The organism is Mycoplana sp. 10N416, from assembly GCF_056394765.1.
This window is the reverse complement of sequence record NZ_JBFTIM010000001.1, coordinates 242,575-269,561: the sequence shown is the minus strand read 5'-3', so window position 1 is coordinate 269,561 and position 26,987 is coordinate 242,575. Positions and strand designations below refer to the sequence as shown.

The 26,987-nt window shown below is 61.3% G+C and carries 23 protein-coding genes and 1 tRNA gene; 11 read left to right on the top strand and 13 right to left on the bottom strand.

What is annotated here, in order from left to right:
* Positions 1 to 27: 27 nt before the first annotated feature.
* Positions 28 to 903, bottom strand: a complete 876-nt coding sequence (locus tag AC1DDS_RS01275; RefSeq protein WP_477477241.1) for a MurR/RpiR family transcriptional regulator — start codon at positions 901 to 903, stop codon at positions 28 to 30.
* A gap of 135 nt (positions 904 to 1,038) precedes the next feature.
* Here AC1DDS_RS01275 and AC1DDS_RS01270 point away from each other — a divergent pair, with 135 nt between their 5' ends.
* Entirely contained in the window at positions 1,039 to 2,172 is a 1,134-nt protein-coding gene (locus AC1DDS_RS01270; protein ID WP_477477240.1) for a Gfo/Idh/MocA family protein, read from the top strand.
* Positions 2,173 to 2,226: 54 nt separating this feature from the next.
* Here the strand turns inward: AC1DDS_RS01270 and AC1DDS_RS01265 are convergent, their stop codons facing one another.
* The 5 genes from AC1DDS_RS01265 to AC1DDS_RS01245 all read right to left on the bottom strand — a co-directional run bounded on the left by AC1DDS_RS01265 (position 2,227) and on the right by AC1DDS_RS01245 (position 8,323).
* Positions 2,227 to 3,264 carry a calcium-binding protein gene (locus tag AC1DDS_RS01265; RefSeq protein ID WP_477477239.1) on the bottom strand — a complete coding sequence of 346 codons (1,038 nt, stop codon included), beginning with the start codon at positions 3,262 to 3,264 and terminating at the stop codon, positions 2,227 to 2,229.
* Positions 3,265 to 3,766: 502 nt separating this feature from the next.
* The gene (locus AC1DDS_RS01260) at positions 3,767 to 4,339 is read right to left on the bottom strand and encodes a DUF1349 domain-containing protein (RefSeq protein ID WP_477477238.1); all 573 of its coding nucleotides are present in this window, start codon (positions 4,337 to 4,339) and stop codon (positions 3,767 to 3,769) included.
* Between the two features lie 125 nt (positions 4,340 to 4,464).
* Positions 4,465 to 5,430 carry a substrate-binding domain-containing protein gene (locus tag AC1DDS_RS01255; protein ID WP_477477237.1) on the bottom strand — a complete coding sequence of 322 codons (966 nt, stop codon included), beginning with the start codon at positions 5,428 to 5,430 and terminating at the stop codon, positions 4,465 to 4,467.
* Complete coding sequence (locus AC1DDS_RS01250; protein ID WP_477477236.1) at positions 5,427 to 6,740, bottom strand: ABC transporter permease; 1,314 nt, start codon at positions 6,738 to 6,740, stop codon at positions 5,427 to 5,429. Before AC1DDS_RS01250 ends, AC1DDS_RS01255 begins: the two co-directional genes overlap by 4 nt.
* Entirely contained in the window at positions 6,737 to 8,323 is a 1,587-nt protein-coding gene (locus AC1DDS_RS01245; protein ID WP_477477235.1) for a sugar ABC transporter ATP-binding protein, read from the bottom strand. Before AC1DDS_RS01245 ends, AC1DDS_RS01250 begins: the two co-directional genes overlap by 4 nt.
* Before the next feature lie 525 nt (positions 8,324 to 8,848).
* On the opposite strand from AC1DDS_RS01245, the gene AC1DDS_RS01240 reads away from it, so the two are divergent.
* Positions 8,849 to 8,938: transfer RNA gene (locus AC1DDS_RS01240), tRNA-Ser, on the top strand.
* A 117-nt stretch (positions 8,939 to 9,055) separates the two neighbouring features.
* Positions 9,056 to 9,238 (top strand): hypothetical protein, encoded by a 183-nt coding sequence (locus AC1DDS_RS01235; protein ID WP_477477234.1) that lies wholly within the window; start codon positions 9,056 to 9,058, stop codon positions 9,236 to 9,238.
* 139 nt (positions 9,239 to 9,377) lie between these two features.
* On the opposite strand, the gene AC1DDS_RS01230 is transcribed toward AC1DDS_RS01235, so the two are convergent.
* The gene (locus AC1DDS_RS01230) at positions 9,378 to 10,640 is read right to left on the bottom strand and encodes a pilus assembly protein TadG-related protein (RefSeq protein ID WP_477477233.1); all 1,263 of its coding nucleotides are present in this window, start codon (positions 10,638 to 10,640) and stop codon (positions 9,378 to 9,380) included.
* Positions 10,641 to 11,467: 827 nt separating this feature from the next.
* Here AC1DDS_RS01230 and ftsZ point away from each other — a divergent pair.
* Positions 11,468 to 12,484 carry a cell division protein FtsZ gene (gene ftsZ / locus AC1DDS_RS01225; RefSeq protein ID WP_310418151.1) on the top strand — a complete coding sequence of 339 codons (1,017 nt, stop codon included), beginning with the start codon at positions 11,468 to 11,470 and terminating at the stop codon, positions 12,482 to 12,484.
* A gap of 69 nt (positions 12,485 to 12,553) precedes the next feature.
* Here ftsZ and AC1DDS_RS01220 read toward each other — a convergent pair whose 3' ends face one another.
* Together AC1DDS_RS01220 and AC1DDS_RS01215 are read right to left on the bottom strand one after the other, a co-directional pair.
* Positions 12,554 to 13,612: a porin gene (locus AC1DDS_RS01220; RefSeq protein ID WP_477477232.1), complete on the bottom strand. Its 1,059-nt coding sequence runs from the start codon at positions 13,610 to 13,612 to the stop codon at positions 12,554 to 12,556.
* A 135-nt stretch (positions 13,613 to 13,747) separates the two neighbouring features.
* On the bottom strand, positions 13,748 to 13,993 hold the full coding sequence (locus AC1DDS_RS01215) for a porin (RefSeq protein ID WP_477477231.1): 246 nt from the start codon (positions 13,991 to 13,993) through the stop codon (positions 13,748 to 13,750).
* 511 nt (positions 13,994 to 14,504) lie between these two features.
* On the opposite strand from AC1DDS_RS01215, the gene AC1DDS_RS01210 reads away from it, so the two are divergent.
* The gene (locus AC1DDS_RS01210) at positions 14,505 to 15,575 is read left to right on the top strand and encodes a porin (protein ID WP_477477230.1); all 1,071 of its coding nucleotides are present in this window, start codon (positions 14,505 to 14,507) and stop codon (positions 15,573 to 15,575) included.
* A gap of 507 nt (positions 15,576 to 16,082) precedes the next feature.
* Positions 16,083 to 17,180, top strand: a complete 1,098-nt coding sequence (locus tag AC1DDS_RS01205) for a porin (protein ID WP_477477229.1) — start codon at positions 16,083 to 16,085, stop codon at positions 17,178 to 17,180.
* Positions 17,181 to 17,330: 150 nt separating this feature from the next.
* Here the strand turns inward: AC1DDS_RS01205 and AC1DDS_RS01200 are convergent, their stop codons facing one another.
* Both AC1DDS_RS01200 and AC1DDS_RS01195 read right to left on the bottom strand, forming a co-directional pair.
* On the bottom strand, positions 17,331 to 18,230 hold the full coding sequence (locus tag AC1DDS_RS01200; RefSeq protein ID WP_477477228.1) for an alpha/beta fold hydrolase: 900 nt from the start codon (positions 18,228 to 18,230) through the stop codon (positions 17,331 to 17,333).
* A 93-nt stretch (positions 18,231 to 18,323) separates the two neighbouring features.
* Positions 18,324 to 20,387, bottom strand: coding sequence for a lytic transglycosylase domain-containing protein (locus AC1DDS_RS01195; protein WP_477477227.1), 2,064 nt, complete (start codon positions 20,385 to 20,387; stop codon positions 18,324 to 18,326).
* Between the two features lie 297 nt (positions 20,388 to 20,684).
* Here AC1DDS_RS01195 and dapA point away from each other — a divergent pair, with 297 nt between their 5' ends.
* Positions 20,685 to 21,569: a 4-hydroxy-tetrahydrodipicolinate synthase gene (gene dapA / locus AC1DDS_RS01190; RefSeq protein ID WP_477477226.1), complete on the top strand. Its 885-nt coding sequence runs from the start codon at positions 20,685 to 20,687 to the stop codon at positions 21,567 to 21,569.
* A gap of 8 nt (positions 21,570 to 21,577) precedes the next feature.
* A complete protein-coding gene (gene smpB / locus AC1DDS_RS01185; RefSeq protein ID WP_310418177.1) occupies positions 21,578 to 22,057 on the top strand; it encodes an SsrA-binding protein SmpB in 480 nt (159 codons plus the stop codon).
* 157 nt (positions 22,058 to 22,214) lie between these two features.
* Here the strand turns inward: smpB and AC1DDS_RS01180 are convergent, their stop codons facing one another.
* Both AC1DDS_RS01180 and AC1DDS_RS01175 read right to left on the bottom strand, forming a co-directional pair.
* Positions 22,215 to 22,622, bottom strand: a complete 408-nt coding sequence (locus tag AC1DDS_RS01180; protein ID WP_477477225.1) for a hypothetical protein — start codon at positions 22,620 to 22,622, stop codon at positions 22,215 to 22,217.
* A 137-nt stretch (positions 22,623 to 22,759) separates the two neighbouring features.
* On the bottom strand, positions 22,760 to 23,338 hold the full coding sequence (locus AC1DDS_RS01175; protein WP_477477224.1) for a LabA-like NYN domain-containing protein: 579 nt from the start codon (positions 23,336 to 23,338) through the stop codon (positions 22,760 to 22,762).
* Positions 23,339 to 23,677: 339 nt separating this feature from the next.
* Between AC1DDS_RS01175 and rpoZ the strand changes: the two genes are divergently transcribed.
* From rpoZ to AC1DDS_RS01160, 3 genes are all read left to right on the top strand, one after another.
* The gene (gene rpoZ / locus AC1DDS_RS01170) at positions 23,678 to 24,082 is read left to right on the top strand and encodes a DNA-directed RNA polymerase subunit omega (protein ID WP_477477223.1); all 405 of its coding nucleotides are present in this window, start codon (positions 23,678 to 23,680) and stop codon (positions 24,080 to 24,082) included.
* Between the two features lie 178 nt (positions 24,083 to 24,260).
* Positions 24,261 to 26,501: a RelA/SpoT family protein gene (locus AC1DDS_RS01165; protein ID WP_477477222.1), complete on the top strand. Its 2,241-nt coding sequence runs from the start codon at positions 24,261 to 24,263 to the stop codon at positions 26,499 to 26,501.
* Positions 26,502 to 26,705: 204 nt separating this feature from the next.
* On the top strand, positions 26,706 to 26,858 hold the full coding sequence (locus AC1DDS_RS01160; protein WP_310418191.1) for a DUF3563 family protein: 153 nt from the start codon (positions 26,706 to 26,708) through the stop codon (positions 26,856 to 26,858).
* The last annotated feature ends 129 nt before the right edge of the window (positions 26,859 to 26,987 follow it).

Here is a 26,987-nt window from a genome sequence, read left to right as displayed (position 1 = left end):
TATATATTCCGTGTCGCTCCGACAATTTCACGCCTTGGCAGCAGTCTTTCCGCTCCGATCGAGACTGCGCCGTTTCTCCGCAATTGCCACCGGCAAGGCCATGGCGAGCACCATCGAGGCGGAGAGCGAGCGGAACCCGCCATAGTCGGCCTCCGTCACCTCGAACCAATGCGAAGCACAGCCGGCAAGCGGCGAGAAAGCCGAATCGGTGATTGCCACGATCGGTACGCCACGCTCGTGCAATGCCTGCGCTTGGGCGAGACTTTCGGTCGCGTAAGGAGCAAAGCTTGCGGCGACGACGGCGTCGCGCGGCGTCGCGAAGGCTGCGATTTCCGCATCGATGCCATTCGGCGAGGCGATGACCTGATGGCGAATACCGAGCTTGCCGAAGGCGTAGGCCATATGGGCCGTGAGCGGGTAGGAGCGGCGCTTGGCAACGAGAAAGATCGTCTCGGCCCGCGCCAGCAAGGCGACGGCGCTGGAAAAATCGTTCCGGTCGATCGTCTGGCCCAGTCGGGCGACGGACTGACCGGCAGCGGCAATGAAGCCGCTCAAAAGCTCGTCTTCGCTGTTGGCAGCAGCCCCCTTTTCCAGCGTCGCCAGCCGCTCCTCATAGGACAGATTGCGGTCGCGGAGGCGCTCGCGAAAAACCGTCTGCAAGTCGGAGAAACCGTCGAAGCCGAGATGATGGGCAAGGCGCACCAGCGTCGAAGGCTGCACCTCGGCGGCGGCAGCGATGCTGGCGGCCGTTCCGAAGGCGATCTCGTCCGGGTGGGAAAGCGCATAGGCGGCCACCTGCATCAGCCGCTTCGGCATCGTCGACTTCCGATCGATGATGACGCTGCGCAGACTGTCGAAGTCACGCGGCACGCGCCCGTTCTGCTTGTCGTTTTCGTCGTTCATGGCTCCGCGGTCCCTCGAAAACATTATAATGGAGCATATGAAATGTTTATTCCATATGGCTTCGGAAATACAGCTTTTGTTCCGTATCTTTCCGGTTCATCATCTACGCGAAAATTGCCCGCAGGAGGAGAGTGGATGGCAGCGCTTGGCGTCGGATTGATCGGAACGGGCTACATGGGCAAGTGCCATGCCCTTGCCTGGAACAATGTGGCGGCCATTTTTGGCGATGTTGCGCGGCCGCGGCTCGTCCGGTTGGCGGAACGGAATTCGGAACTTGCCGAGATCCGGGCCCGTGAATTCGGCTTTGCGAAGGCGACCTCCGACTGGCGCGACCTGCTGGCCGACCCCGACGTGGACGTCGTTTCCGTGACCACGCCGAATCAGTTCCACGCCGAAATGGCGATCGCAGCACTCGAGGCCGGCAAGCATGTCTGGTGCGAGAAGCCGATGGCACCCGCGCTCGCCGACGCCGAACGCATGGAAGCCGCTGCGCGGCGTTCGGGAAAGGTGGCGATCATTGGCTACAACTACATCCAGAATCCGGTCATGCGCCATCTCCGCACGCTGATCGGGGAGGGGGCGATCGGGAAGGTGAACCATGTCCGCGTCGAAATGGACGAGGACTTCATGGCCGATCCGGAGGCGCTGTTCTCGCCGAAGAGCGAGGCAACGGGCGGCTACGGCGCGCTGGACGATTTCGCCGTGCATCCGCTGTCGCTGCTGTGGAACCTGTTCGGCCATGTCGAGGCGGTCATCGCCGACCTGGGCAAGCCCTATCCGGATCGCCCGCTGCACGACGGTCACCGGCAGCCCGTCGAAAACCATGACCAGGCCAGCGTGTTGATGCGGCTTTCCGGCGGCATTTCGGCTGTGCTGATGGCCAATCGCGCCGCCTGGGGCCGCAAGGGACGAATCGCCCTGCAGGTCTTCGGCTCGCAAGGTTCGATCCTGTTCGACCAAGAGCGGATGAACGAATTCCAGATCTATCGCGCCAGCGATCCTGCCACCGAACAGGGTTTTGCCACCGTGCTGGCTGCGCCGCAGCACAAACCCTATGACCGGTTCATCCCGGCACCCGGCCACAGCCTCGGCTTCAACGATCTCAAGGTCATCGAGTGTCGCCAACTGATGGCCGCCATCGCGGCAGAGCCGTACCGCGCCGTGGACTTTACAGACGGCCTGCAGATCGAACGCTCGGTGCATGCCATGGCCCAGTCGTTCCGCGAGCGGCGCTGGGTGGACGTGGCGACCGGACCCGCAACTGAGTAAACAAAGAACGGCCGGAGCGTTGCCCCGGCCGCCAGTCTGATCTGCGTCTGCCGATCAGAGAATGAAATCGCTCGAGTAGTATTTCGTATAGTTGGCGTCGATCTGGAAGTCGGCACGGCCGTCGCCGTTGACGTCACCCGAAATGATGTGTCCGGAATAGCGCAATTCGCCCGCCTCTCCGGTAAACGCCTTGGTGCCGATGAAGTGGAACGCCTGGTTGCCTTTGCTGTAGACGTCGGCATCGATCTTGCTGAGGTCGATCTTGTCCTTTTCGGAGCGGATGAAGTCCTCGATAATGTCGCGGTTGCTGCCGACGACCGAATCCTTGATCGATTCGAAGATGAAGGTGTCACGGCCGGTGCCGCCGTTCAGGATGTCGTGGCCGCGACCGCCGATCAGATAGTCGTTGCCGCTGCCGCCCAGCAATTCGTCGCTGCCGCTGCCGCCGAGTAGCAGGTCGCTGCCGCCGCGTCCCCACAGGATGTCGTTGCCGCTGCCACCTTCGAGGTCGTTGCCAAAAGAGTCACCCCGCAGCGTGTCGTTGTAGCTGGTGCCGACCGCGTTCTCGATGCTGGAGAACGTCTCCTTATTGGAGCCGACCTTGGCGTATTTGCCTTCGAGGTCGACGAAGACACCGCGGCCCTTCAGCTTGCTGCTGTCCTGGAGTTCATAGCTCAGCGTGTCGATGCCGCTGCCGCCGTTGAAATAGTTCCGGAATCCGGCTGACAGGAAGGTGTCGTCGTCGCCCTCGCCGTAGTATTTGCTCTTCAGCGTCAGCACTTCGAACCAGTCGTCGCCCGCGCCGCCGTAGACCTTGTCATAGGAACTGTCTTCGATCGCGTAGCCGGTATGGACGTAAGTATCATTGCCGGAGCCGAGATAGATTGTGTTTCCGCCTTCGAACCAGTTCTTCACATAATCGTGCCCGGTGCCGGCATCGACATAGTTGAAGCCGCCATCGCGACTGACGAGATTCAGGTAGATCGTGTCGTTTCCGCCTTTGGTGTAGATGTCTACTTCGGAAACGCTTCCTTGAGAAACGGTGTTTGCGCTATCGTTGCCGATATATTTGTAGCTGCTAACCCAACCCATGGCGTACATTCCTTGTTACTGCAAATAAAGTTGCTTGACCTGAACATTATGCGCGCGTTCCTGAACGCGACTTGAACGAACGGTGCCTCCGAGGCGCATCTCATAGTTGCCGAGGCTTTGTGGCCAAATCCGGCGGCAACGATGATTCTTCGGTGGCATTTGATCCGGCATCGGACGCAGGATCGCCAATTTCGTTAACGAAGCGTTACGGTGCCGCGTGCTGACAACATATGACGGGAATTCCAGCCTCGCGTGCCGCGGTGAGAAACGCGGCCTGGCATGCCTCCGGGCTCACCTCGCCCCGCAACGCGGCGGATGATTGGGCAAGCGCGTTCCAGGCGATCGCGACGAGCGGCGAGGCGACTTCAGTTGCCGCGGGTCACAAAGCAATTTCGGTGAAGCTGCGTTCGAAAGATCGAGTTGTTCCCAGGGAACGGCCAGCTGTCTTGCCGAACTGGCAAGCCGGGGGAGAAAAATCACCGTTGGGAAGCCGCTCAGTCGTTCACTCATGCAATGTGCGAGGGATCGGTGGTCCCACTTCGATACCGGAGAATTTGGCTCTGAACCCTTCGCGCTCGGGAGAGCATGCCATGATACCGGCATGGCCATCGGCACTCGAAAAGGGACAGAGCCTCGCCATCTGCCACGCTGTCCCACCAAATCGGAACTGAACGCGTACCGCGTCATCGTGGCGCGTCAATCGAACGGACAGGGGAGTGGTCGGTGCGACGTCGGGGAGCGGTATGACAGACCAGTCCGAGACCGAGTTCGTCACCACGACACTGAAGTGCATCAGGCCGTCGGTGTATTCGATGCCGCACTTGATCCAGTTCTCAGCATCGACCCGAAGCATCAGGCCCGCTTGATCGTACAGCGTGTCGTACTCGCCCACGACCGTTGCCGTGCACGTGAAATCGCCTGATATCGGACGCAGATAGGCATGGCCGTTGTCCCGGGTAAAGCCGTAGAACGTGTGACGCCAGAAGTCCGTCCGCGCGTCCGTTGTCACCGTCAGATGTGCCGCCTCTCCGTGCCACGAAGCGGGTTCATTCAGCCAGCGATACTTCGCTCCCATGCTTCCTCCTCACTAGCGATCTCCTCAGGATCTGCGCATCTGCCATGACGCTCGTTTCAATGCTCGACGGGAGGTCGTCTGACGCAGCGCCCCGGTTTACCCGGGGCGCTGCTGGAAAAGGGGTCTTAGAGACCGTTGTCCTTCATGATCTGCGCTGCGTTGTCCTTGGTGACCATCAGCGTGTCGAGGGTGATGGTCTTTTCCACCTTTTCGCCGCTCAGGAACTTGATCGCCTGGCGCAAGCCCTCTGCTCCCGGGGTGGCATAGAGGAAGGTGGCCGTTAGTTCGCCATTATTGACCCAGGTCACGCCTTCAGCGGGTAGGGCATCTATGCCGATGAATTTGATCTCTTTCTCGCGGCCGACGTCCTTGGCGGCAAGATAGGCACCGTAGGCCATTGGGTCATTGTGCCCATAAACGAGGTCGATCTTCTCGTTGTTGCGAAGGGCTGTTGCCATGATGTTGTAGGCTTGGTCCTGTTTCCAGTCTCCAGATTGCTGGTCGAGCAGGTTCTTGATGCCCGATTCCTTGTCGGTGAACTCGTGGAAACCGTCATGACGGTCATGCGCGGGCTGCGTGCCCATGCCGCCCCATATCTCGACGACGTTCCCCTGGGCCTTGCCCTTTCCGCCAAGGACTTCGACTGCATACTCACCCGCCGCGCGGCCGATCAGCTTGTTATCGCCCCCGACAAACTGGGTGTACTGGTCGGTGTCGACATTTCGGTCCAGTACAAAGACGGGGATCTTGGCGTCGATGGCCTGCTGTACGACACCGGTCAGGCCCGCGGATTCCTTCGGCGAGATGAGGAGTGCGTCGACTTCCTGCCGGATGAGGTTCTCGACGTCAGCAACCTGCTTTTCCGTCTTGTCCTCGCCGTCGGTGATGATCAGCTCGACATCGGGATGCTTGGCTGCCTCGGCGATGATGTCCTTGTTGAACTGGGCCCGCCAGGGCTCGATGGTCGTTGCCTGGCTGAAGCCTATTCGCCATTTCTTGTCCTGGGCCGCGGTGTTGTTCGCGGGCATCAAGGCGGTGGTTGCGGTGAGGACGGCTGCGAAGGCCGCCAACATAAGCTCACGACGTTTCATTCCTTCTTTCCTCCCATTGTTAGAGACACCGTCTCTGATGACGACCGCTCCTCCGCGGCCGAACCCGCTTCCGGCTGATGGCGCGAATGCCATAGACGGCTGAAAATATCGCCGGCGCTGCGCTCCTGCACGAGCACGGTACCGATGATGATGACCCCCTTCAGGACCAGCTGAAGGTTGGAGTTGATATTGTGGAGCTGCAGGATGTTGGAGAGAAAGCCGAAGATGAGAACACCACAAAAGGTGCCGGCAAGACCGCCCCTGCCACCCATCAGGCTCGTGCCACCGATGACGACGGCGGCGATTGCGTCGAGTTCCAGCCCCGCGCCGGCATCGGGTTTTCCCTGGCGATACTGGGCCACGTAGAGGACGGCGGCGATCCCGGCGAGCAGCCCCGACACCGCGTACGTAACGATTTTCACACGGCCGGCATTGATACCGGAGAGCCTCGCTGCTTCTTCATTTCCGCCGATCGCATAGACGTAGCGTCCGAATGGCGTGAAGCGAAGCACCGCACCGTAGAGGATGATTGCAACGATGAAGAAAATGCCGGGCATCGGAACGATGCCGAAGACCAACTGGCGCAGGATATCGAAATCCGCGGTCGCGTTGGTGCCGGTATAGACCGGCAGCACCGCGTTGTTCTGTCCGGCCGTCAACCGGGCAACGCCCAAGGCCGTGACCATCATCGCCAGCGTGACGATGAAAGGCTGCAATCGTCCGAAGACGATGATCACGCCGTTGATTGCTCCGAAGACGAGGCCGACCGCGGGCGCGACCAGAAGGACACCAAGGACGCCGAACTTCGTCTGGACCTGGGGCAGCAAGTAACTCAGCACCAGCGCACAGAACAGGATTCCGGCGAGCGCGGGCAGCACAAACCCGCGCATGCGGTCAAGGCGGATGTCACGGGTACTATCCTTGCCTGCCCGTACCTTCTCGATGTTCAGAAAGGCGAAGCGCACGATCACCGCGCCGAGCAGCAGCGACGCAACACCGACCGAGGGCAGCCCAAGAAAGACGGCTGGCGTTTCGCCCGGCACCGTCAGGAGCATCGCGCAGACGACGCTGCAGATCGCCATGAGCGAGCCAACCGAGAGATCGATTCCCGCGGTCAGGATTACCGCAGTCATGCCTGTTGCGATCAGCCCAGTCGTGGATACCTGCCGAAGCACGTCGAGGAGATTGCCGGACGACAGAAAGATGTTCTTTCCGGAAGAGGTCAGCGGTGAAGAGAGAACGCCGATCAGGAAGATCGCAATCAGCCCCCAGTAGAGTTTCGTCCGGCCGATCAACTTGACGAGCGTCATGCGGCTGCCCCCCTGGCGGCGGCCCCGCGAGGAGCAGCAAGTTGCATGATGCGTTCCTCGCTTGCCTCAGCATGCGAAAGGACACCGGTCTGCCGCCCCTCCGCCATGACGAGCACGCGGTCGGAGAGATGAAGCAGTTCGGGCAATTCTGAGCTCACCACGACAATGGCAAGTCCTTCCTTTGCCAGCTTGAAGATCAGATCGTAGATCTCCCGCTTGGCTCCGACATCGATGCCGCGTGTGGGCTCGTCCAGCAGCAGTATGCGGGGGCGGGTGGCCAGCCACTTGCCGATCACGACTTTCTGCTGGTTGCCGCCGGATAGGGTGCTCGCTATCTGGTCCACCCCTTCGCAGCGTACGGCGAGGACATCGACCATATGCTTTGCGATTGCTTCTTCGCGCCTGAGCGAGCGCAGCGCGAAGCGCGCAAGCCGCCCGACCAGCGGCAATGCGACGTTGTCCGCAATCGTGTCATGCAGGTGCAGGCCCTGCGTCTTGCGGTCTTCGGTCACCAATGCAATGCCGAGCCGGCGTGCATCGCGTGGTGAGCGAATATTGGCGGGAACGCGGTCCAGGCAGATCTCGCCACCCATATGCCCGCCACTCGACCCGAAGATCGTCGTCAGTATTTCGGTACGCCCCGCGCCGAGCAGTCCACCGACACCAAGAATCTCGCCAGCGCGGAGGTCGAAGCTGACCCCACGCAGGACCTCGCGCCTGCCGCGCCGCCCAGCGACCGAAAGAGAGAGGTTGCGGACGGACAGGATGCTCGGACCCGACGCAGTCATCGATGCCCGGTCACCACCAAGAAAACTGCGGCCGACCATCGCCGCGATTACCGTGTCCTCGTCCAAGCCAAGTCTCGGACGCGTCCAGACATGCCGGCCATCGCGGAAAACGGAGACCCGATCGCTTACTTGCATCACCTCGTCAATCCGGTGCGAGATGTAGATGATCCCGACCCCGCTCTCCGAGAGCTGGCGCATGATCTTGAACAGACGCTGGCACTCGGCCGGTGACAGCGCCGAAGTCGGCTCGTCCATGATGAGGATTCGTGCGTTCAACGACAGCGCCTTGGCAATCTCGACGAGCTGCTGTTCGCCGACACGCAAGGCTCCGACGCGCGCCTCCGGATCGAGTTGAATACCGAGCCGTCCCAAGAGCGCGCGGGAAGAATTGAGGCTTGCCCTGCGATCCACGAAAAGGCCGGCGATCAAGCGTTCGCGGCCGAGAAAGATATTGTCTGCAACACTGAGCTCCGGGACGAGGTTCAGCTCCTGGTGGATGATCGCGATGCCAGCAGCTTCTGCATCACGGACACTGCCAAAACGGACGAGCGATCCATCGACGCAGATCGTGCCCTCGTAGTCCGTATACACACCGGAGAGAATCTTCATCAGCGTCGACTTGCCAGCGCCATTCTCCCCCATCAACGAATGGATTTCGCCGGCCATGAGATCGAAATGAACCGCGCGCAAAGCCGCGACTCCGCCAAACGACTTTGAGACTCCATCAGCCGTCAAAAGCGGATCAGCAGATGGAGCAACGCTGTTTTCTGGGGGCACCGGAACATCATCGCGCATGGTATGGGCGGCCTCCCTAGCCGACATCCAACGCTTGAATTCTCCAATACTTGTGAGGTTATTAGAAACGTTAAAATCGTGTCAAGCAAGCACACTCCCGCTGGCGATGCGGTCATGAGTGGTGGCGGCAGCCCGGCAACGACACCCACGCGGTGGTTCAGTTCGGCAACAAGGACGCCCTGGATCGCCGGCCCTGACACGCTCAACGATGCGCTTCTCTTGCTCGAGGCGGTCGCCTGGGAACGAGAACCGTGACCGACCCTCAGAATTGGCGCTGTTCAATCTTGCGATCGATAGGAAGCTTCGTCGAGGACTGTCGTCCGGCAGTTCGATCCGCGATCGGGCGACCGATCAGAACACTTCAAGGATCGGGCGCGCCAAATTTGCGCCGTTAGCACCAGCGCGCGCCCTGTTTTGTTCCGGTTTGGGCCGCACACAACTGAGTGTAGAGCCTGGAAGCGTTTTTTGGTTTGTTGACAAAAAAGCCTTGCAATCAAAAGCCCTACGACTTAGTGAAGCCGCGACGGAGAGGTGGCCGAGTGGTCGAAGGCGCTCCCCTGCTAAGGGAGTATACCGGGAACGGTATCGAGGGTTCGAATCCCTTCTTCTCCGCCATATATCCTTGAATTTCTTGACGATGCTTCGGCAGGGTCGGAGCGAAGACTGCGACGGACCGTTTCGGGGCGCTCGCGAACGAATCGAAACGCCCGACTGAGGACAATAACCAATGGGGTGAAAGTCGGCCTGATCTTTGACCAAAACGTCGAGGATGCGCTTGCTCAAGCGTGCGGCGACTTCAACTGGAAGCGCGAATATGCGATCGCGCTGATCGTTCGGGAGTGGCTGGAGGAGAGCGGCTATCTGCCGATCCACGTCCGCAACGAGAGCAGCAATACGGAAGACACGACCGAGTGAACCCTGCCGGGAGCGTTACCTTGCGCCCGCTGGCAGATATTCGGGCGAAGCGCAGCCTTCAGTTTCTGGTAAAAGGGCGGCGCCAAGAATGGCGCCGCGGGACATTTCGGACGCGAGTGCGGTGGCGCGCGAACGCCACTCACCGCACCAGCCGGATCGCACCGGGATTGTTGATCTTGGCGTCGGCCAGCTCCTTTTTGCAGTCGCTTTTGAAGGCGCTGTTGCCGATCATCGTGATCTCCTGCGCGACAATGCGGACGCACTCCCCGCCGGTCGTGCCACTCCCCGCGTACTTGATCTCCGTCGACGCCGGCATGTAGATGATGCCCGTCAACGAGGAGGCGCTGTTGCCGTTGATGACAGCCGCCTGGGTGTTGTTCCTGGCCGCAACGATGACAAAACCGGCCCAAGGGCCGCTCGTGGCTGCGGTCACGTGAAAGGTCGCCCCACCGTGAATGTCGATCTGGGCTCCATTGAGCAGGAAGAATGTTACGCCATCTCCGCTGATGATCGACTGGCTGGTAAACTTCAGGGCACCCCCGTCGATGATATAGTTCCCGGCTTCTAGGCGGACCTTTCCCTTGACCTCCAGGCCACGATAGGTGCCAGGTTTCAACGTGACGCTGTAGTTATCCGGCACCTTGCTCGGCGTTTTGCCGGTGCCGTTGCAGTCGCCGTTGCCGCCGCCATTGCCGACGAAGTTCTGACCGCATCCAGCCAGGTTGACCAAACTTCCCGCCGTGGGCATGGCCTTCCGCTTGAAGGGGTCGGGCGTTGGTGGCACGTCCTCACGCGCCTTGCCGCAAGCAAGTTTGGTATTCGCGAGCGTTGCCGACACCTTGCCGGTCGCGTAGAGACATTCAGCCTTCAGGGTGGCTGTACCGCCGATATAGATGGACTGTACGTCTTTTGAGTTGGATGTGATCGTGCAGTTCGAGGTGTCGACGGTCGCGCTGCCGCCAACCTCGAAGGCCCGGGTGGCCGTAGGATGGAGGGCCAGGATGCACGCCTCCGTACCCTGCGCGCGCGCGGCGACGCTTTCTCGGCTGATCCGATAGGGACGCAGGCCCCAGAAAAGCGGATCGTAGTCCGCTTTGTATGATGCTGTGGCAGTCGGTTCGTCGTCGATCACCGAGAATTCAACCTGGATCGTCGCCCCTTCGTCCGGATCGGACAGGTTGTCCGCCTCCAGGTGGGAAGATCGTTCAAAATTTGCGAAGAACAGCGCATTGGCCGCCGTCCGCGCGTCGCTTTCGCTCTCCCCTTCGCCAAAGGATTTGACGGCGGTGATCGCTGCCGAATCCAGCGCCGCCTGCATCTTGGAGCTTTCCTTCACGGCGGAGGTTACGTTCACTGCCACTGAACCGGCGAGGAAGAGCACTGGCAGCAGCAGCGCTGTCATTATGCCGAAGTTGCCACCTTCATCCTCGAGAAGGCGCCGCATTTTATTAACAGAGACCCCATTCATCTCGATTCACCCCAAATTGATGATGGGCTAATTTAGTTGATGTTCGTTTATGTACTGTTAGCGGGACTGCGAAACTTTTTCATATGTTCATTCCGCGGCGTTTTCGCATTGCTCCACCCCTCCGAAACTGCGCAATCCCCGGCCTGCACAATGCAGGACCGTTGGCTTCGCGCGGCACGAGGGGCACCGGGTTCACGAATCGTTTACCGGTGGTTGCCGTCGTGCCGCTTGCACGGCCTGCCTGCTTCGTTGACCATGGGAAAGCTTTTGGTGGGACATCGGAGGCGAACTTGAAAATCGGGAACAGGCCGGCAAAAGCCGTCACAGTCGTGCAACAGAGCGGAAGATGGATCGTGACCGTGCGCATCGACGACAACACCGTGCACACGGCGTTCCTGACGGAGGAGGAAGCAAGGCGGTTCGAGGCTTTCCAGCAAAGCAAGCACGACCTCAGGTGAGATCGATTGGATCGGGCAATCGAGTGCCGCCCGCGACGGTTCGTCGTGACGGCATCACTCTCGTCTGCCGGTAACCTGCGAGCAGGTCGATCTGCTGACCGGCGAGGTTCGGCCTTCGTGCCGTGAGAAAGCCGCACTTGCCGACTCTTCTGGTTGCGTCGCCATTATCCGAATGCCGACTGGCGGTTTCGCCCATTTGCGGACGATATCTGTTATCCACTATCCACAAACGGGGACGCAGTGATTCGCGGCCGCGGACGACCGAGGCAATGCGCCGCCCCCGATTCTACGAGGAGACCAAACATGACGAATGCCCGCCCCTACGAGATTGCGGAGATGCGGCCGAAGATCACCGTGATCGGCGTCGGCGGCGGTGGCGGCAACGCCGTCAACAACATGATCACCGAGAACCTGCAAGGCGCGGAGTTCGTCGTCGCCAACACCGACGCCCAGGCGCTCACCATGTCCAAGGCATCGCGCATCATCCAGCTCGGCGCCGATGTCACCGGCGGCCTCGGAGCGGGTGCGCATCCGGAAATCGGCCGCGCCGCAGCCGAGGAGTCGATCGACGAGATCATGGACCACCTGTCCGGCACGCACATGTGCTTCGTCACCGCCGGAATGGGCGGTGGCACCGGCACCGGAGCGGCTGCCGTCATTGCCCAGGCTGCCCGCAATGCCGGCATCCTCACCGTCGGCGTCGTCACCAAGCCCTTCAGCTTCGAGGGGCGCAAGCGCATGCAGATGGCCGACGAGGGCATCGCGCGCCTGCGCGAAAGCGCCGATACCGTCATCGTGATTCCAAACCAGAATCTCTTCCGCGTCGCGACGGCCGACACGACTTTTGCCGACGCCTTCATCATGGCCGACCGCGTCCTCTATTCCGGCGTCAGCTGCATCACCGACCTGATCGTCAAGGAAGGCCTGATCAACCTCGATTTCGCTGACGTCAGGGCGGTCATGAAAGACATGGGCCGTGCCATGATGGGAACGGGCGAAGCCTCGGGCGAGGGCAGGGCGATGAACGCGGCGGAGGCTGCAATCGCCAACCCGCTGCTTGACGAGGCCTCGATGAAGGGCGCCCAGGGCGTGCTGATCTCGATCTCCGGCGGCACGGACATGACGCTCTTCGAGGTGGATGAAGCGGCCTCCCGCATTCGCGACGAGGTTCATCATGATGCCAATATCGTCGTCGGCGCGATCTTCGACCAGGAACTGGCCGGCAAGTTCCGCGTGTCGGTGGTGGCAACGGGACTGGGCGTTGCGGAAGCGGAGGCGGGCGCCGTCGACCCCGCCGTCGTGGTCAACTTCCAGCGCTAAGGCGCAGGCATCGCAGCGACACGAAAGGGGCCCGGCAATGCCGGGCCTTCTTGTATCTCCAGGGCAACGTCAGAAATTTCGCTGAAACCGGATCACGCCGCCCCAGTCCTCGGCATCTGGACCGGCTTTCTCGTCCATCTTGTTGCGATAATTGAGTTCCGGCGTGACGGTGAAGCCAGGAACGACCGTGTAGGACAGATTGAGCGAGGCTTCGGCATCGCCGCCGTCGTCGAAGTTCGCGGAGGCGTTCATCGTCGCCTTCTCCGTCACCTTGAAGGAACTGCCGACCCAGAGGGCCCAGTCGCCACTCCAGCGCGCATAGGTGTTGGGCGTGTCGCCATCGGTGTTCCACCCGCCCATGGCAAAGAGGTCGAGCGGGCCGAGGCTGCCATCCAGCCGTAGCTTGATTGCGCCCGCCTCCATCGACTCGTCGTATCCGCCGACGGCGCGAATCGCGAACATATCGGCATCGTATCCGGCCGCAACGACCAGGTCCGGCATGTAACTGTCGTCACTCTGGGTGTCCGGCAGGGCAAAGGAAGCGTTGTCGTCGCTGCCGTCCTCGATGGAGGCGGCGAAGCCGAAGCCTGCACCGGTGTTATAGGTATAGCGGACCTGGGTACGGCCGAAGTCGCCGTAGTCGACGTCGTAGTAGTCCTTGATGGTGTTGCCCGCGTCGCCGGTGAACTCGGTAAAGAGCGTATCCGAGAAGCCGAACCGCAGGCCGCCCAGCTCGATATACATGTTCTCCATGTCGATCTCGGTCGGCCCGTTATCGTCGTTCTGGATCTCCGCCTCCGCAAAGGTGGTCAGTGGGCCGTATTCGGTATCGGTCGCAGTACCCGCGCGCAGATCGAATCGGGAGCGCGTCGACCAGGAATCGCCGCCGCCACCGGGAAAGGTGTCCTGCTCGTTGGGATCGCCTCCGGCCACCTCGACGCGAAGATAGCCGCCGATCTTCAGGCAGGTTTCCGTGCCGGGAATATAGAAGTGTCCTTCTCCGAAGGCGTCGCAGACGCGGACATAGGCAGCAGGTTCCGGCGGCGCGGCGACTATGGCGTCGGCCGCACGCGCCTCCGCGGCGGCAAGGGCCGCGGCGCAGACCAGCAGGACACGTCCAATCCGCATCGCCGCCTCCGTTGAGAACCGGCGGATGGAAACATCAGCCGCACCTTTCATGCGACCGGAGCGTACACACGGCAATATTCTCAGTCTGCGCACATTCCGCCGAAGAATCGAATCGTTTTCTCGGGATGGGCTCGACTAGTTTTCGCTGCGCCGCCTGCGTTCGATGTCGCCCGCGCCGAAATCGATCCGGACGCTGCCGCCGATCTTGATGCAGGTTTCGGTGCCAGCGAGCCTGTTGTAGCCGGGGCCGAACGTTGCGCAGGGATTGATCTCCTCACGCGCCTTTTGCTCGCCGGCCTTGATCGCATCTTCCGCCAGCGCCACGGAAACGCACGAGACGAGCGCGGCAACGGCTATGGCGCCGGATCTGGTGGCAGGCATTTGCTGGTTCCTCTCAGCTCGCGAACTGTCGCCCCCGATTTTCGCCTATCGGCCCCCCGCAAGCAAGCCAAGGCCTGCGACAGTTCGGTGATTTGGTAGGAATACTCACGTGCTTTGTATGAAGCTTAAATAAAGCACTCGTACAATTTGCGTACTATTCAGGTAAAATAACGTATTTCTCGCAAATGTAACTAACAATCAAAGTAAATATTAGGAACAAAAAGGTAACCTGAATACATAATTGTTTCTATTTTAGGCACTAATTTTTCAATTATATCAACATCATGATGCAAAAACGCTGAAAATCAGCGTGCTATTATTGCAACAAGCCACATCGGCAGCCTGATAGACTCAAGTAATATTTGAATTTGGCGGTTGCGCGGCGTCTGCCTGGCTGCAATGTGGCGCCCAGCAGGTCGGGGGCTCCCATCCCAGGCATGCGTCAGTCGGACGGATGGACGAAGAGTTCGCCCGCCGGCGCAATCAGATCAGAATTGACTGGAGGTCAAAAATGAACATCAAGAGCCTTCTTCTCGGCTCCGCTGCAGCACTCGCAGCAGTTTCCGGCGCCCAGGCCGCGGACGCGATCATCGCCGCCGAGCCGGAGCCGATGGAATACGTTCGCGTTTGCGACGCGTTCGGCACGGGCTACTTCTACATTCCCGGCACCGAGACCTGCCTCAAGATCGGCGGTTACGTCCGCGTTGACTTCCAGGGCGGCGACATCAATGGCCAGGACACCTTCGCAAATCCGTCCGCAGATGGCACCGGCGGCGGCGACTCCTGGAAGACCCGTTCGCGTTTGAACCTGCGCGTTTCGACGGCTTCTGACACCGAATACGGTGCCCTGAGGACCTACGCGGAACTCCTCTTCCAGGCTGACGACAACCAGAGCGAAACCGAACTCGACCAGGCTTACATCGAGCTCGGCGGCATCCTCGTCGGTTATACCGATACGCTCTTCACCGCCTTCACCGGCGATGCTGGCAACACCATCAACGACTTCTACGACGTTGACTACGGTGACTTTAACCGCACGCAGATCCGTTACACCTACGATGCTGGCAATGGCTTCAGCTTCGCGTTCGCCGTCGAAGACGACAGCAGCGGAGATGACAATGAGCCCAATCTCGCCGGTGACGACAACTACATGCCGGATCTGGTCGCAGCCCTCGGCTACAACGGTGGCGCCTGGCAGCTTCGTGCAGTCGGCGGTTATGACGAGTCGGCTGAAGAAGGCGCAATCAAGGTTCGCGGCGACGTCACCCTTGGTCAGGTCTCGCTGTTCGCGATGGCTGGCTGGAACACCGACGGCGACTTCCAGAACAACTACGCCCGTTGGGATGGCGACTGGGCCGTCTGGCTCGGCGGTTCCTACAGCCTGACCGAGAAGGCCACGCTGAACGCTTCAGTCAACTTCGATGACGGCGACAACGTCGAAGCCGCTCTCAACGTAGCCTACCAGGTCGTTCCGGGCTTCTCGATCATTCCGGAAGTCAACTACCGCAGCGACGCCGACGAAAAGCTCGGCCCGAAGGCGGAAGACTGGGGCGGCGTTCTCCGCTTCCAGCGGAACTTCTGATCCGTTCCATCCGATTGGGGACCCGGCTTCGGCCGGGTTTCCACCTCTCTGTTTCGCTCGATGATTCTCGAATCGAGACACGTGCTGCCGCGTCTTGTTGCCTTCGTCTTGCATGGCATGACTGGCACTCTTGTCGGAAAGCAGGGGCGGTTTAACGACTTTCAAGCGCGAATCCCGCGTGAATCGACCTCCGCAAGGCCTGCGCACGGTGTCGGCTCTGACCGTCTAAGTGCCCGGATCGTAAGGGACTTTGTTAACGACTGGTAAATTTCCCTGTCCCCCAGTTACAATTTTGTGTCCTTTGCGCAACAGGGGAACCGGAAGGGTGAGGCAAACGCTTCCTTCCGGCGGTTTGGAGATTGCCTCCGCATCCTCGTCTTGTATTTTCAACTCCGGAAGCAGGGGCGGTGATCGTCCGCTTCCTGAAATTGGGGATGGGGCAGGGAAACGCTGTCCTTCAGCAAAAAGACCCAGACCCGAATGAAACTTTTGACTGGAGGTCAGAAAATGAACATCAAGAGCCTTCTTCTCGGCTCCGCTGCTGCTCTCGCAGCAGTATCCGGCGCACAGGCCGCTGACGCAATCGTCGCTGCCGAGCCCGAGCCGATGGAATACGTTCGCGTTTGCGACGCTTTCGGCACCGGCTACTTCTACATCCCCGGCACCGAAACCTGCCTCAAGATCGGCGGCTACATCCGCGTTGACGTCAACGGCGGCGACGTTCTCGGTCAGAACACCTTCAAGTTTGAAGAAAATGCAGACGGCGATCTCGTCCGTACCGCTGACGGCGGCGGCGACTCCTGGAGCACCCGTTCGCGCTTCAACCTGCGCGTCTCGTCGGCTTCCGACACCGAATACGGTGCTCTGAAGACCTACGCCGAAATCAACTTCGACCGTGACGACAACAACGGTGGCGGCACGAGCCTTGCTCATGGCTACATCGAGTTCGCCGGCCTCCTGATCGGTTACACCGACTCGCTGTTCGCTGGCGGCTACATCGGTGGCGGCTACGCCATGAACGACTACATCCTCGTCAACTACGGTGATACGGCTCGCACGCAGATCCGCTACACCTACGGCGACACGAGCAATGGCTTCTCGTTCACGGCTGCTGTCGAAGACAACACCGACGCTAACGAGTTCAATGCTGACGAGTACATCCCGAACCTCGTAGGCGGTCTCGGCTACTCGGCTGGTGGCTTCCAGGCGTTCCTCGTTGGCGGCTACGACAGCGTTGTCGAAGAAGGCGCCATCAAGGGCCGTATCAACGCTACGTTCGGCGCCTTCAGCGCGTTCGTAATGGCCGGCTGGAACACCGACGGCGACCAGGTCAACGACTACGCTCAGTGGAACGGTGACTGGGCTGTCTGGCTCGGTGCACAGTACCAGGCAACCGAAAAGCTCGCTATCTATGCTGACCTGAACTTCATGGACGGCGTATCTGGCGACAACGCCGGCGACGCTGAAGCATCGGTCGGTATTGCTTACTCGGTCGTTCCGGGCTTCACCATTCAGCCGGAAGTTTCCTGGGTCAACAACTACGACGACCTGCATGAAGGTGCCAACGATTGGGGCGGCAAGATCCGCTTCCAGCGTTCGTTCTAATCTGATCTGACCTCGGTCATTTTGGACGGAGCCCGGCTTTCGAGCCGGGCTTTTCGCATTTCGGGCGAGGGCACGGTTAAGCGCTGACCTGACGCTGCGGTAGCAGGTTGCGATGGTGTGGTGGCACTGAAGGCTGCGACTGCAGCCGGTTCAGATCGTGTCGAGAAAATCTGCGATTGCAGCAAAAGCATCCGGTTTATGCAGGAGCGGAGCATGTCCTTGTCCACCGGCGGTGCAGCGCCGCATCGCCGGATGACGGCGCGCCATTTCGTTCAGCGTCGCCTCGGATAGCAGCCGCGAATGCTCGCCGCGGATCGCCAACAGGGGTTTGGCGGTGAACGCGTCGAATTGCGGCCAGAGGTCGGGGAGGGGCTGTGAGAGATCCAGGGCCCGCAATTGGGCTGCGATTGCCGGATCGAAGTCTGATGTGAGACGCCCATCCTTCTCAGCATAGATTGCCACGGCCATGTCGTGCCAGTCCGTTTCGGTCAGGGCGGGAAAGGTGGAACCGTGCGTGGCGCGCAGGATGCTGGCCGCATCATTCCAGTCCTTCGGTTCGCTATGGCGGCCCAGATAGGTCGCGATTTCCCTTAGGCCCTCTGCTTCGATTGCCGGTCCGATGTCGTTCAGGATCACCGCCTCGAGCAGTTCCGGCCTGCTTGCCGCCAGCAAGTGCAGGATCAGTCCGCCGCGCGAAGTGCCGATGAAGATGGCACGTGCGATATCGAAGGCTTGCATTGCTGTCAGCACGTCTTCGCACTCGACGGCAAGATTGTAGTTTGCCTTGTTCTCGTCCCATCCCGAGCGGCCGCGTCCGCGATAGTCGAGCGCCAGCACGCGTCGCGGCTTCTCCCCTTGCGCGGAGATCATCGACGCGAATTGATGAAAGTCACGGGCGTTGCGGCTGAGGCCGGGAAGGCAGATGACCGGTATTCCCGGCACCTCCGGCATGTCCGTCTCGACCGGATGGTAATCGCGGGCATGAAGCATCAGGCCGTCGCGCGCCGGAAACCGGCATTGCTCAAATGCGCTGTCACGATCAAGTGTCATCCGGGTTATGGTCCATTCCCGCCGGCGGGTGCGGCTCCAGAACAAATAGCATAAACAAAGGCCTTCCGGTGCAATCGAACATTCCGGATGAGCTCACCGTCCCATGCGCAGATCCTGCACGATGTCGGCCGTCTGGCCAAGCCGGGTCTTGTAGACCTGATAGTTTTCCATCACACGCTGCACATAGCTTCGTGTTTCCGAGAAGGGGATCCGCTCGACCCAATCGACGACGTCATCGATCGGTTTGCCGCGCGGATCGCCGTAGCGCTGGATCCATTGGTCGACGCGACGCGGGCCGGCGTTGTAGGCGATGAAGGTGAGAATGTAGGAGCCCTGGAAGTCGTTGATCTGTTCGCCGAGGAAATGCGCCCCGAGCGTGGCGTTGTAGGCGGCGTCGCTGGTCAGGCGCTCCTTGGAATAGGCGAGGCCATAGCGCTTGGCGACGCCTTGCGCCGTGCCGGGCATCAATTGCAGCAGGCCGCGGGCGTTGGCGGGCGAGACGGCTGCGGGGTTGAAGGCGCTTTCCTGCCTGGCGATCGCGTAGGCAAGGGCCTTGCCGGCGCCGGAAATGTTGGCGCTCGCGGGAATGACGCCAACCGGAAACGCTAGCGCCGCGACGTCGATGCCGCGCCCGAAGGCGATCTTGCCGACCTGCAGCGAAAGCTGATGGTTGCCGGCCCGTTCCGCCTGTGCTGCAAGCAGCGCCAGTTCACCCGGACTTTGCAGTTCTTCAGCCAAGGCGCGGTAGATGCTGGCGGCCCTCCAGCCGTGACCGGCGGCGGAAAGCCTGTCGATCGCTTGCACGGCCTCGCGCGCCTGAAACCGGGCGCGCTCGTCGGCGGTCGGCGTGGGATAGGCGACGTTCAGCACTGTCCGGCCGAGCCGGGCCGCGGCGAGTTGGCCGTAATAGGTGCCGCTGAACGTTGCGGCCTTGCCGTAGTATTCCTGCGCCTGCGGTTCGCTGCCGGCCTCTGCGGTCCGGCCCATCCAGTACCAGGCGCGTGAGACGGCCAGTGGCCGGTTCGAGACGCGCAGGATCTTCTGGAAATGGGCGGATGCGTCCGATGGGGACTTGAGCCCGCGTAGCGCATACCAGCCGGCGTGGAACTCGGCTTCAACGACGTCGGTCTCCGAGGTGGCGGCGTGGTTCGCCGCGAGGCGATAGGCCGCCTTGTAGTCTCCCCGATCGGCAAGTCCGCGGCTGGCGATGCGCTGCTCCACCCACCAAGCGCCCGCCGCGTTTGCGACCGCATCTTCCGGCAGCTTGCGTGACAGCAACTGCGCGGCCGCCTCGTAGTTCTCGGCCCGGTTCGCCAGTTCTGCCCGCAGCAAGGCATAGGCCGGGTCCTTCTGCCAGGACGGATCGACCGCCTTCACCAGGGCATCGGCATTCTTTGCCTTGCCGATGACGGCGGCCCAGGCGCGATAGAGCGATTGCGCGCGCGCCAGGTCGCCGAACCGCTGCGCCTGCTGCGTCCGCTCGCGATAGAGCAACATGTCCATGCGCTTGCGGTGGTCGGCGACCGTCAGCAGCCCTCCAAACTCATCGAGGATCTTCGTTTCGGTCTGCTGGTCGAGCGCGTCCTTGTGCCAGAACGCTCGCAGCGTCTGCGCTGCTCCTAAGGGATCGTTGTTTGCGAGACGAGCGCGCGCCAGCACCATCGCGCCTTCGACCGTCTCGGCGCTGGTCGTGCCGAAGGCGGCGAGGACGTTGCGGGTCGTCGGGGTCTCGCGCGCCATGGCCCGCTCCGAATTGGCGCGCAGGACCTTCAGTCCCGGCCATCCCTTCAACGCGTTTTGTGCGTCGGCGATCTCATAGGAGGGAACGCCCTTCTGCCCGGAGACTGCGATGGCCCAGGTGAGGATATGGCGGTCCAGGCCTTCCGGCATAGCGTCACGGATACCCAAGGCCGTCTCGGCGTCCTTGTTGGAAAGGGCGTCGAGACCGTTCTTGAGGTTTGCCGCGACGGGCGATGGACTGCTGGCAAGCGGGTTGGTACCGGTTGCTCCGTGCGGGGCCTGGCCGGGCGCGAAGCCGAGCGGCTTGACCTGCGGCAACGGTGCGCCGTCGGTCGGAAGCTGCGCGCCAAGCGCCGCCGTAGCCAGGCTGCCGGTCGCAAGCAGAAGGAACACTGCCAAGCTGTTGGTGATCGTCATGAAGATCCGGCCCGCTGAAACATGCGCCGCACGCGCTGCGAACGATTTCGATTGATTAACGGATTGTTGTGTTAATGAAGTGTTACCCCGGTGACTGTCGTTCCCCGTCGAACCTGCTTGCCGGCTGCTGACTTGTCGACCTCCGCAGCATGCGTGAACGGGCGTTGGAAACGAAAAAACGCAAAAGCCGCCGCTTGCCGCCCGGCCGTCTCACGACTATGTTGCGGCCACTTTTAACGATCGAATACGGCCAAAGCGTGGGTTCGGTCGCAACCGCTCTGGCCTCAGGAGTTCTCGATGTTCAAGGGTTCCATGCCCGCCCTCGTCACCCCCTTCACCGAAAGCGGGGCGGTCGACGAAGCCGCCTTCGCCGCTCACGTCGAGTGGCAGATCGCCGAAGGCAGCCACGGGCTGGTTCCGGTGGGAACCACGGGCGAATCGCCCACGCTCTCGCATGACGAGCACAAGCGTGTGATCGAACTGTGCATCGAGGTGGCGGCGAAGCGGGTGCCGGTGATTGCGGGCGCCGGCTCCAACAACACCAGCGAGGCGATTGAACTGGCCGAGCACGCCGAAAAGGCGGGTGCAGACGCGATCCTCGTGGTCACCCCTTACTATAACAAGCCGACGCAGAAGGGCATGTTCGCGCATTTTGCGGCGATCGCCGAGGCGGTGAAGCTGCCGATCGTCATTTACAACATCCCCGGGCGATCGGTGGTCGACATGTCGCCGGAGACGATGGGTGCGCTGGCCAGGGCCTATCCGACGATCGTCGGCGTCAAGGACGCCACCGGCAGGATCGAGCGAGTCTCCGAACAGCGCATCGCCTGCGGCAAGGGTTTCGTCCAGCTCTCCGGCGAAGACGCGACCGCGCTCGGCTTCAACGCTCACGGCGGGGTCGGCTGCATCTCGGTGACGGCGAATGTCGCCCCGCGGTTGTGCGCCGAGTTCCAGATGGCAACCCTGGCCGGCAATTACACCGCGGCGCTGGAATACCAGGACCGCCTCATGCCGCTGCACAAGGCGATCTTCATGGAGCCGGGCGTTTGCGGCGCGAAGTACGCGCTCAATCGCGTCCGCGGCATGAGCCGCGCGGTCCGGTCGCCGCTCCTTTCGACGCTGGAGCCCTCGACCGAAGCGGCACTGGACGCGGCCCTGCGGCACGCGGACCTTCTGAGCTGAGGCTGACTATGGCAACCAAGGCCAAGCCGACGACGGTCAAGAAGATCGTGGCGGAAAACCGCAAGGCGCGCTTCAATTACGAGATCGTGGATACCTACGAGGCCGGGCTGGTCCTGACCGGCACGGAGGTCAAGTCGCTGCGGGACGGCAAGGCCAACATTGCCGAATCCTATGCCTCCGACGAGGGCGGCGAGATCTGGCTGATCAATTCCTATCTGCCGGAATACTTGCAGGCGAACCGCTTCAACCACGAGACCCGCCGCCGCCGCAAGCTTCTGCTTTCCAAGCGCGAAATGCATCGGTTGCAGAACGCGGTCAATCGCGAGGGCATGACGCTGGTGCCCCTGAAGATCTACTTCAACGATCGCGGCCGCGCCAAGCTGGAACTGGCGCTCGCCAAGGGCAAGAAGCTGCACGACAAGCGCGAAACTGCCAAGGAACGCGACTGGAACCGGCAGAAGAGCCGTCTGCTGAAGGAACGCGGCTAGCGTTGTCTCCGGAGGTGCGGAGCGGTTTCGGGGCGGCACCGGCCCCGGGACAAAGTCTGAAAATGGAAGCTACAGCGCTGCAGCGAGCCTGACGGCTGCGACCTGGTCTTTACCGGGATCCCGACCGCTGGCGAACCCGACGGTCCGGCACCCGATCTCAGAACTGCTGATAAAGTTTGACGATCAGCGTTTCCTGTGCGCCGGACGGCTCCGTCGCTGCTCGCGAGACGGTGGAGCTTGCGGTCGGCGCCGCCGACATCAGCGATGACAGCAGGGACGACAGTTGCGTGCTCTCCACTGCAAGGCGGCTGGGCGCGCTGCTGCCATTGGCGGCGGCCCGCGGCGCAGCGAGAGGTGATGCGTCTGCGCCGGGCGGCAGGCCATTGGGGCGGTAGAGGAAGGAAAAGCCGTCCTCGTCAATCGGATCGGAGACGGAAGGAAGCGGCTGGGCGGGCGACAGTGCAGCCAGAGCGGCGGCAGCGGTTTCGGTCCGCGCGGCATTGACCTGCGGCCGACCGGTCGCAACGTGTTGCATGCCGCTAATGTTCGTTAGTGCGCTCAGCATTTCCCTGACGTATCTCCTCCGTCCGGGTTTTTCCTTAGCGGCATTCCATTGAGAAATGCTGAGCGATTTCGGTCAGATTTTATTCGTATTGCACCGGTCAACCGGGGTGATGGCGCGCCTGGGCCATCAACTCGCCCTCAACTGGTCACCTCGTCCGCGGGGTGATCGGTTGTACGTGCTGGGCGCTCGGACGGATCACGGCCGATTTCGGCCTTGAGCGTGATGAGGTCGATGAAGTAGTCGGCCTGGCGGCGCAGATCGTCCGCGATCATCGGCGGCTGCGTCGACAGGGTGGAGACGACCGAGACCTTGCGTCCCCGGCGCTGCAGTGCTTCGACCAGCGTCGTGAAATCGCCGTCACCGGAGAAAATCACCAGATGGTCGACGGTTTCGGATTGTTCCATGGCATCGATCGCAAGTTCAATGTCCATGTTGCCCTTGATCTTGCGGCGTCCGAGTGAGTCGGTGAATTCCTTGGCCGGCTTGGTAACGACCTTGTAGCCGTTGTAGTCGAGCCAGTCGATCAGCGGCCGGATCGAGGAATATTCCTGGTCCTCGATCAGCGCCGTGTAGTAGTAGGCGCGTAGCAAATAACCGCGCTTCTGGAAGGCCTTCAACAGCTTGCGGTAGTCGATGTCGAAGCCGAGTGTGCGGGAAGCAGCGTAGAGATTGGCGCCGTCGATGAAGAGTGCGATTTTCTCGCGGGGATCAAACATTCAGCCGTATCCTTTTACCGAAAAGCGCTTGAAAAATCTGCGTGACTCCGATGCGATTAAGCATTTCCGGATCACAAACATTAAGAAGCGATCATATACTCGATTTAGGTCAGCACCTAGATTTTTCCAAGCAAACGCAGGTTGAAAGCGGCAATTTTATGAACGGCCCGCAAATTGTGTCGACCGGCCGACCGGACTGCCCGCAGCAGTGGAGAAGCGTTTCGGGACGCTCGGAGCGATAGTAAGGCCGGAATGGGTGCCAAGGAAAAACTTGAATTTGCGGCCTATTGATTGTATCGGCTTGCTAACCCCGAAATTCTCGACCGCAAAGGACAGGCAATGGCCCGTGTCACCGTTGAAGACTGCATCGACAAGGTAGATAACCGCTTCGAGCTGGTTCTTCTTGCAAGCCACCGCGCACGCCTCATTTCGCAGGGCGCTTCCATCACCGTCGACCGCGACAACGACAAGAACCCTGTCGTCGCCCTCCGCGAGATCGCCGACGAGACGCTCTCGCCGGGTGACCTGAAGGAAGACCTGATCCACTCGCTGCAGAAACACGTCGAAGTTGACGAGCCGGAGCCCGATGCGGCTTCCATCGCCGCCGACGAGGCAGCCGGATTCGTGGTGGCCGAGGACGAGGAAGACCAGCCGGAGGTCGTCACCTTCGATCGCATGTCCGAGGAAGAACTGCTCGCCGGTATCGAAGGCCTTGTGCCCCCGGAAAAGAGCGACGACTATTGATGGCGGAGTAGCCGCCTCATATACGTGATGCGAGTGCGCCGTCCCCGCGATCGGCGCACTTTTTCGTTGAGCCAGCCGCACGACCTGAAAGTGTCGAATTCCGCATCGGTTTGTGCGCAGAGAATGTTACCGCGTCTCGTGCCGGTTCGGCGTGCGGCGCTGGAGGAGCGACACCCGGATGATGCGCCAATATGAACTCGTCGAACGGGTTCAGAAGTACAAGCCCGACGCGAACGAGGCCTTGCTGAACAAGGCCTATGTCTACGCCATGCAGAAGCATGGCCAGCAAAAGCGGGCGAGCGGCGATCCCTACATATCCCATCCGCTCGAAGTGGCGGCTATCCTGACCGAGATGAAGCTCGACGAGTCGACCATCGCGGTGGCGCTCCTGCACGATACGATCGAGGACACGACGGCGACCCGTGCCGAAATCGACGAACTCTTCGGCGAGGACATCGGCGCGCTGGTCGAGGGGCTGACCAAGATCAAGAAGCTCGACCTCGTCACCAAGAAGGCCAAGCAGGCCGAGAACCTGCGCAAGCTCTTGCTGGCGATCTCCGACGACGTGCGCGTGCTGCTCGTCAAGCTCGCCGACCGGCTCCACAACATGCGCACCCTCGACCACATGTCGGCCGAGAAGAAGGCGCGCATTTCCGAGGAGACGATGGACATCTATGCGCCGCTTGCCGGCCGCATGGGCATGCAGGACATGCGCGAGGAACTGGAAGACCTGGCGTTCCGCCACATCAACCCCGAGGCCTACGAGACCGTCACGCGGCGGCTCGCGGAAATGTCGCAGCGCAACGAGGGGCTGATCCGCAAGATCGAGGCGGAGCTTGGCGACCTGCTGGTCGCCAATGGGCTGACGACGGCTGTCGTCAGGGGGCGGCAGAAGAAGCCCTATTCGGTGTTTCGCAAGATGCAGTCGAAGTCGCTCTCCTTCGAGCAGCTGTCGGATGTCTATGCCTTCCGCATTCTCGTCGATGATGTTCCCGCCTGCTATCGCGCCCTTGGCATCGTTCACACGCGCTGGCGCGTCGTTCCGGGCCGCTTCAAGGACTACATCTCGACGCCGAAGCAAAACGATTATCAGTCGATCCACACCACCATCATCGGTCCGTCGCGCCAGCGCATCGAACTGCAGATCCGCACCCGGCGGATGCATGAGATCGCCGAATACGGGATCGCGGCCCACGCGCTCTACAAGGACGGACACGCGACGAACGGCAACGGTGATAAGAACGGCGACAAGAACGCATTGCCTTCCAATGCCTATGCCATGTTGCGCCGGACGATCGAATCGCTGGCTGAAGGCGACAATCCCGAAGAATTCCTCGAGCACACGAAGCTGGAACTGTTTCAGGACCAGGTGTTCTGCTTCACGCCGAAGGGCCAGCTCATCACGCTGCCGCGCGGCGCCACCCCGATCGATTTCGCCTATGCCGTTCACACGAATATCGGCGACACCTGCGTCGGCGCCAAGATCAACGGCCGGATCATGCCGCTCGTCACCCGCCTGAACAATGGCGACGAAGTCGAGATCATCCGCTCCGGCATCCAGGTGCCGCCGCCGGCGTGGGAGGAGATCGTCGTCACCGGCAAGGCGAGGGCGGCTATCCGCCGGGCCACGCGCGCGGCCGTGCGCAAGCAGTATTCCGGGCTCGGCTATCGCATTCTCGAGCGGACGTTCGATCGCGCTGGCAAGTCTTTCTCGCGTGACGGCCTGAAGTCCGTCGTTCACCGTGTCGGCCACAAGGAGGTCGAGGACGCGATTGCGGCGGTGGGCCGCGGCGAACTCTCCTCGCTCGATGTCCTGCGCGCTGTCTTCCCCGACTATCAGGATGAGCGCGTGACCGTGAAGCCGAGCCAGGAGGAGGGCTGGTTTCCGATGCGCAGCGTTGCCGGGATGGTGTTCAAGCTGCCGGGCAAGTCGAAAGCGCAACTCGACGCAGCCCTGCGCGAGGGCCCGGAAGCGCTTCCGATCCGCGGCCTTTCCGGCAATGCGGAGGTGCACTTCTCCGCAGGCGGGGCGGTCCCGGGCGACCGGATCGTCGGCATCATGGAAAAGGACAAGGGCATCACGATCTATCCGATCCAGTCGCCGGCGCTGCAGAAGTTCGATGACGAGCCCGAGCGTTGGATCGACGTCCGCTGGGACCTGGACGAGGCCAACAACACGCGCTTCATGGCGCGCATTATCGTCAACGAATTGAACGAGCCGGGATCGCTCGCCGAGGTCACGCAGGTGCTTGCGACCGGTGACGTCAACATCCGCTCCATGACGATGTCGCGCGTGGCCGCCGACTTCACCGAGGTGCAGATGGACCTTGAGGTTTGGGACCTGCGCCAGTTGAACCAGATCATCAGCCAGATCAAGGAACTGCACTGCGTTTCGACGGTCACCCGCGTCTTCACCTGACGCCTGCCTAGTCAAGGCGGGCGCCCGCGCCCGCAGACGATTGAAAATGTGGCAGCTCCGGCTGCCTCAGTATGTGCAGAATTGCCCATTTGTTGATCGGCGATATGCGTGCACCGCATGTCTGCGATCTGATCCTGATGCTGGTTCTCCCGGCGGGGCTTCCCTATTTTTGTGCAGGGAGGTCAGAAAAAGAAGGATTATGCAATGCTGAAGCAGATCAAGAATTTCACGCGTGCCCTGCGCCTGCCGACCCGCACCGACCGCGAGGCTGCCTATTTGAACGGCTCGGTAGACCGTCTCGATCTCGAGTATCGCCAGCGTCAGGTCGACCGCGGCCTCTTCCGCAAGTATTACTGAGTTTTGCCAGTCCGCGGCGCAGTGTGTGCGCCGCCGCCCGAGCCTGTTTGCTGCAAACCTGCGCAGCGGCTAAAACGAACCCAGCAGCGTATCGACGTTTCACATAGTTCCCGATTTCGATTTTCGCCG